The sequence below is a fragment of the Yeosuana sp. genome (genome assembly GCF_057126245.1).
This window is the reverse complement of sequence record NZ_DBNGMQ010000086.1, coordinates 1-7,185: the sequence shown is the minus strand read 5'-3', so window position 1 is coordinate 7,185 and position 7,185 is coordinate 1. Positions and strand designations below refer to the sequence as shown.

Below are 7,185 nucleotides of genomic sequence, written 5' to 3'. Positions count from 1 at the left end.
ATGTGGCTGTTTCCATCTTCACATATTGAAGAAACTTCTAGTGGGAAAATAGGATCATGCCTAGTAATTAATTTATCTTGTCTTAAATACAAATCATTTTTGTCTTTTAAAAATAAACCTATATCTGTTCCGATAAAAACTGTTTCCTTAATTTTAGTAAGGTAAAGCGGATCAAAATTGACCTCTGTATTAATTCTTTGAGTGTTTTTATTTTTGAATGAATATTGAAAACAACCTTCATTTTGAACACCATAATAAAGGTAATCATCATCTAACATCAGGGTACTAATGTTTATGTTTTGCAGAAGTTTAGTTGATTCTTCAAAAGGAATGCTATTAAATTTTTTTTGCGAAAGATTCGTATAACAAAGCCCTTGACGGTTGCCAATCCATAAGGTATTCGTATTATCTAAAAAGAGTGATAAAACGGTGTTGCTTAACAAACTTCGCTCTTCAAAAAAACTTGAAGTATAATTTTTCTCAATTTCATAATTAGAGACATCTACTTTAAAAAGTCCAGAATTTAAAGTTCCAATCCAAATATTACCATCATTAGATGTACAAAGCGAAGTAATGACGTTTTCAGAAAATTCATCAATTTCATCTACGACTATAGTGTTATCTCGATGTTTTATTACAATTAAGCTTCTATAGCCACCCACCAATATATTATGGTTTTTATCTTCAATTAAATCTGAATATTGTTCGTTTTCTATTTCTTTAAGTTGAGTGCAATTATTATTTTTCCACACCCATATACCCGTGTTTGTTGCAAAGTAAAAAGAGTTATCACTAGTTATTAAAATCTTATTAATGCTTAAACCAGTTAAAGGAAGTTGAACGATTTCTGCTGTTGGTTTTCCTTCTTCATCAATTATTTTGAGTAAACCATTCCCTGTCGCGATAAATACATCACCATTAACATTTTCAGAAATATCATTTATTAGGTTAAATCCTGGAGGGGTATTGACCCTTACAAATTTTTCTGTTAGTAATGAGTAGTAATTCAGCCCATTGCCGTCAGTACCAATCCATATTCTTTTCTTAGAGTCTTCAAATAAACAGATTATTCGATTACTTGATAGGCTTTCAATGTCTCCCGTTTTATGTGAAAAATTTAATACTTTAAAACCATCGTATCTGTTTAAACCGTCATAAGTTCCAACCCAAATAAAACCAAAACTATCTTGTATTATACAACTTACATCGTGCTGTGTAAGTCCATTGTTTACTGTTAGAGTTTTAAATTGTAGCTCTTGTGCGTGTAAAGAATTTTGAAACGTAAAGACATGGATAAAAAAAATTAACCATAATATCAGAATATGGCGGTTTTCCTTTAGTGTTTTCATTTTAAAATTGTGACTTACTTAGTGTATTTTAATGAGATGATAGGAGTTATCCAATCATAATTAATAAAGATAAAAGGCAGTTGTTTAACAAAGCTAAAAAAAAGTTTCAATAATTACTGAGAGAAACAATAGATGTTACATCAAGTGCTAAAAATGTTACATATCAGGATAAGTTAGATTGAGAAATATTATGACACATCAATTAGTATCAAATCTCAAGATTATTGCGCCGATGCTACATTTGAAAAAATACAATATTGTTACATTATATGTGATTGATGTTACATTACTGATAACGGTTTAGTTATAAACTATTTAAATTTGATTTTAATATTAGGCAATCAGTGAAATTAAACAAATTTTCATTCATTGAGTATTAGTGAATAAAACAAAAAACCAATTTAAAACTAAAACTAAATTTATGCAATTATGAAAGAATTATTAAAATGCCATCCGTTAAGGTATTTACTTTATGCTTTAATAGGATTATTCGTATTTACATCATGTGACGAAAATGATGCAAACATTGAGAGTAGAACAAAAGAATTTTTAGCAACAGTTTCAACTGATAAAACAGTGGCAAATGGAGCTGAAGTAAAATTTATTGATCTCTCTCTTGGAGTTGAAAATAGAGTCTGGACTTTCCCAGGTGGTACTCCTGCAACTTCAGATATACCTGAAGTTGACGTTGTTTTTGAAGAAGAAGGAGAAGTAATAGCTACTTTGGAAGTAGAATATTTTGATGGAACCAAAGAATCAATGGAATTTGCTATTTCAGTGTTTCCTGTGCTCATTGCAGATTTTACTGCATCAGAAACCAAGATAAAAGTTGGTGAGACTGTAACATTTACAGATGTAACAATTGGTGATGCTACTTCATGGAGCTGGGAGTTTGAAGGTGGCACACCGGCAACCTCAACTGAACAAAACCCAACAGTAACATTTAATGTTAACAAACCTGTTACTATTTCATTAACGGTAACTAGGGCATTAGATGGAAGCGTTGCCTCAGTTGAGAAAGTTGACTTAGTTCAGGTTGGTCCTCCTGAACTCTGTTTGAATGGTGATTTTGAAACTGGTGCCGTTGTTGATTGGCAAACATGGAATGGTTCTGGATTTCCTTATACCGCAGAGGCTGGTGGGGCAAATGGAACTAATTATACTTCAATAGTTAATTTTGAAGGTGCTTGGGGTTGGGGACAAATTATAGGTCGTGATTTCCCAAATAACAGGATAGCTTTAGAAAATGGAAAGGATTATACGCTTAGTATGTACGTTAAAGCTGATGCACCAATACGATTAGATGTGTTTCGAGGAGTCAATCATTTACCTGAATGGAGTGGGGCATTCACCGCTGGTGATACGCCAGAAGGTTATTCAGAGTATTATCCAATTTCAGGAACTTCTCTTCCATTTAATATTACCACTACTTGGACAAAAGTTTCTATTCAAATTAGTATTCCTGACGACGGGAATAGTAGAACTAACTTTTTTCCCGATATTATTTTGGGAGGGGCTACTAATAGCAAAGTTTATATTGATGAAATATCTGTAAAAATTGTCGAATAGAAAAATGAACAAAACACAAAATATAAGCAACATGAAAATCAATACAATTAAATATATATTGTTTGTGGTATCATTACTATTTACTAGTATGATTTACTCGCAAACAAAAATCACAGGAAAAGTTACAGATGAAAATGGGGTGCCATTACCAGGCGTAAATATCATAGTAAAAGGGACTCAGAAAGGAGTAGCTTCTGATTTTGATGGTAATTATTCAATAGATACCGCTTCCTCAGGAATACTTGAGTATTCGTATATCGGATACTTGACTCAAGACATAAATATAGAAGGAAAAACTACAATTAATGTCACAATGGAGCCTTCTCTGGAGTCAATTGATGAGGTTGTGGTTATTGGGTATGGGTCACAAAGTCGTGCAGACGTTACGGGAGCAGTAGCTTCAATAAACAGCAAAGTTTTAGAGTCTAGACCTATTACAAATATTGAGGATGCACTGCAAGGTCAAGCAACTGGTTTATCTATTAGTACAACTGGTGGACAACCAGGAGCTGCAACAAAAATTAACATTAGAGGTATAAGTTCTGTTAGTGGAAGTTCGCAACCTCTAATTGTTATTGATGGTTTCCCTATTAGTGATGTCTCAACTTCAGGTGGTGGGAATTTAGAAGCATTTTCTGGGCAAATAAGTCCATTTGCATTTGTTAATCCCGATGATGTTGCAACAATAGAAGTATTAAAAGATGCATCTGCTACCGCAATTTATGGTAATCGTGGCGCTAACGGAGTCATTATGATTACTACTAAAAAAGGGAAGAGAAAAGGAGAAGCCGGCATAACATATAGTTCGTACATGGGTGTGCAGCAGATGAACAAAAGGATGGATGTCATGGATTTTTCTGGATACGCACAATATCAACAAGAAACCAACCCAGCCAACAGGCTTTTTACATCTCCAGATGGTGATCCATATGTTTTTGAGAATCCAGATGCTATGAATTTTGATTGGCAAGATAGAATATTTAGAACAGGTATTACGCAAAATCATTCCGTATCTATACAAGGAAGGTCAGATAATACAAATTATGCTGCATCAATTTCGTATAATAAAAATGAGTCTGTTTTAATAGAAACTAATTTTGAGAAATTCACCAATCGTTTTTCAGTAGATCATAGATTTAATGACTTAGTTACAGTAGGTGGAAGTATGACTTATAGTAATATTGTTAATAACGGAGTTCCTACTGATGGTAGAGAAGGGACTGCTATTGGTATTGTACTTAATTCAGTAAGTACAAGTCCGTTTGATTTATTTAACACCGATACTCAAGCTTATTTTAGAAGAGCTGGAGTGCCTCAGCTTCAAATGGATAATATTCTAAATTCAAGTATAGGTCGACCTGATAACGTAGCTGAAAAGACGCAGTTGGACAAAAATATTAACCGTACTGTTAGTAATTTATATGCAGATTTCAAATTCTTGGATTGGCTATCTTTTAAAACTACTTTTGGACTTGATATTTACAATCTTAAAGATCAGCAATTTTATTCTACAGATACACCATGGGGTCAATTAAATAATGGAGTTGCTGTTCAAGCAAATATTAATTCAAAGAATCTTTTAAGTGAAAATTACTTTACTTTATCAAAAGTAATTGATAAGCATAGTGTTAATTTGGTAACAGGATTTTCTTACCAAAAAAACCAAAGTGAGTTTAATAGAACTGAAGGAAGAGATTTTCAAAACGAGACTCTAGGTTATAATTCGCTTCAGGGAGCAGGAGAATTTTTAGCGTCATCTTCTGCTGATGAGCTACTCTTAGTGTCCTATTATGCTAGAGCAAATTATTCATTCGATAATCGTTTTCTTCTTACTGGATCATATCGTAGAGATGGTACTTCAAGATTTCAAAAAGATAAATGGGGTGACTTTTATGCAGGAGCCTTGGCATGGAACGTTCATAATGAAGAGTTTCTCAAAGATTCAGAACTTATATCAAATTTAAAATTAAGAGCAAGTGTTGGACAAGTTGGTAACGCTAGTGTACCAGTTCAGGGTGCTTTACTTGATCAACAATTTTCTAATTATACGTTTAACGGAGCTTCTGTTAATGGAGCCAGTCCTCAAAATTTAGAAAATCAAGATCTTTCATGGGAGACTACAACACAAACTAATGCAGGTATAGATCTTGGATTATTTGATAATTCACTTAATATTACAGCTGATTATTATATAAAAAAAACTACTGATCTCTTATTACGAACACCTGTAAGTATTTCTACAGGATTTTCTGAAGGATGGTTTAATATTGGTGAAATAGAAAATAGCGGTATTGAGTTTTCCATTGATTATGCATTAACTACTAAAAGTGGCTTTGGTTGGAATACAAAATTTAATTTTAGTACTCAAACAAATACAATTAATGCTTTAGGTAATGATGGAGAACCTATTTTTATTGATGTTAATTTTGACGCAATTAATACAGATGAGATTATTCTGCAAGTTGGAGGCTCAATAAATGATCTTTTTGGCTATACAACGGATGGTATATATTTACCAGGTGATTTTAATCCAGATGGAACTCCAGCAGCTGGAGTAGCTACAGCTGGGGCTGGTGAGCAACCTGGTGATATTAAGTACAAAGATGTAAACAATGACGGTGCAATTGATGGATTTGACCGATCTGTGATTGGTAATACATTGGCTGATGTTTTTGGTTCATGGAGTAACAGTTTCTCTTATAAAGGAGTTGAACTAGATGTTGTGTTTCAATATTCCTTTGGTAATGATATATTTAATGCAACTAATACAAGAATCGCATCATTCCCTGGAGGAGGTGGTAATCATTCTTCAGTTTGGCTAGATCGATGGACTCCAGAGACTCCAAATAATACGCAATATGCAAGAGTACCTTCTTTAAGACCAGCGGATTATTTAATTGAGGATGGCTCATTTGTCCGTTTACAAACAGTAAGATTAGGCTACAATTTACCATCTAAAATAACGTCAGCACTTAAAATTAAAAGTGCCAAAGTATATGTTGCAGGCAATAATTTAGCTTTGTTTACAAATTATTCAGGATTTGACCCTGAAGTTTCATCAAACCTAGGCGGTGCTCCATTTGTCCAAGGATTTGATAATGGTGCATTTCCAAGAGCTACAACATTCTTGATGGGTTTAAACGTTCATTTTTAACAATTAAAATTATTTAACTATGAAAAATTTAGTATTAATTATATTTTCAATTATTTTGTTTTCTTCTTGTGAAGATCAACTAGACATTGCTCCTAAAAGCAATCTAGAATTAGCTAATTTCTTTGCTACCCCTGAAGATTTTGATTTAGCTCTTGTTGGGGCTTATGATCCAATTGCTGTTCATCAAGGTGATAGAGGTTTTGGTACGTATTTCAAAGGGCTATTGATGATGGGACGTGCAGGAACTGATGAAATGTATGTGAATCAAGGGTTTTGGGATGCAACTGGTAAAGAGATAGGTAATTATACCTTTACTTCTTTTTCTAGGATACCAAATGCTGTTTGGGAACAGCAATATGTTGGTATAAATAGGTGTAATGTTGTCATTGGAAAAATTAAAAACACTAATGTTACAATGCCTGAGGCTACAAAACAAAGAATTCTAGGAGAAGCAAGTTTTTTAAGAGCATTTTATTATTTCCAACTAGCCCGTTATTACGGAGGCGTACCTATTATAACTGAGGATACAAATTTAAATGAATTTAGAAATATAAGAAGTTCCTTGGCAGAGACCTATGAATTGATTGTAAGTGATTTAAAAGTTGCAGAAGAAAACATTCCAGTTATAAATGAACCAGGAAGAGCATCTAAATTTGCAGCTAAATCATATTTAGCAAAGGTTTATTTACAAATGTCAGGTGAGCCTCTAAACGATGCTACTGCAGCTTCAAAATCGGCTGTATATGCAAAAGATGTTATTGATAATGGTCCTTATGCTCTTGAACCGATCTATAGTGATGTATTTGAATTAGAGAATGAACATGGAGTAGAATATATTTTTAGTGCAGAGTATATTGCAACCGCTAACGAAGGTGGAGAAGTTGCAACCTGGTCTGGACCTCCAGGAAATTATACCAACACAATTTCATATTCAATATGTCGTGCCATGCCAGAATTATATAACTCATATGCCGAAGGAGATGTTAGGAGAGATCGTAATGTGGTAGACTATATGGTAATAGATGCAGAAGGAAATACGGAACCAACAAATGATGGTTTTTATTACGCTTATAAATGGAGGCATGATCCAAATCCAGAAACTCGAGGATATGC

The 7,185-nt window shown here is 33.4% G+C and carries 4 protein-coding genes; 3 read left to right on the top strand and 1 reads right to left on the bottom strand.

The genetic code is table 11. The features are described from left to right. Positions 1-1,349: ligand-binding sensor domain-containing protein (locus AC15TD_RS11780; protein WP_484452349.1), on the bottom strand; the 1,349-nt coding region annotated here is incomplete at its 3' end. A gap of 429 nt (positions 1,350-1,778) precedes the next feature. Here AC15TD_RS11780 and AC15TD_RS11775 point away from each other — a divergent pair. From AC15TD_RS11775 to AC15TD_RS11765, 3 genes are all read left to right on the top strand, one after another. Beyond that, positions 1,779-2,918: a PKD domain-containing protein gene (locus tag AC15TD_RS11775; RefSeq protein WP_484452348.1), complete on the top strand. Its 1,140-nt coding sequence runs from the start codon at positions 1,779-1,781 to the stop codon at positions 2,916-2,918. Positions 2,919-2,949: 31 nt separating this feature from the next. After that, positions 2,950-6,072 (top strand): SusC/RagA family TonB-linked outer membrane protein, encoded by a 3,123-nt coding sequence (locus AC15TD_RS11770; RefSeq protein WP_484452347.1) that lies wholly within the window; start codon positions 2,950-2,952, stop codon positions 6,070-6,072. Positions 6,073-6,091: 19 nt separating this feature from the next. After that, positions 6,092-7,185, top strand: a 1,094-nt coding sequence (locus AC15TD_RS11765) for a RagB/SusD family nutrient uptake outer membrane protein (protein ID WP_484452346.1), incomplete at its 3' end; no start/stop codon positions are given.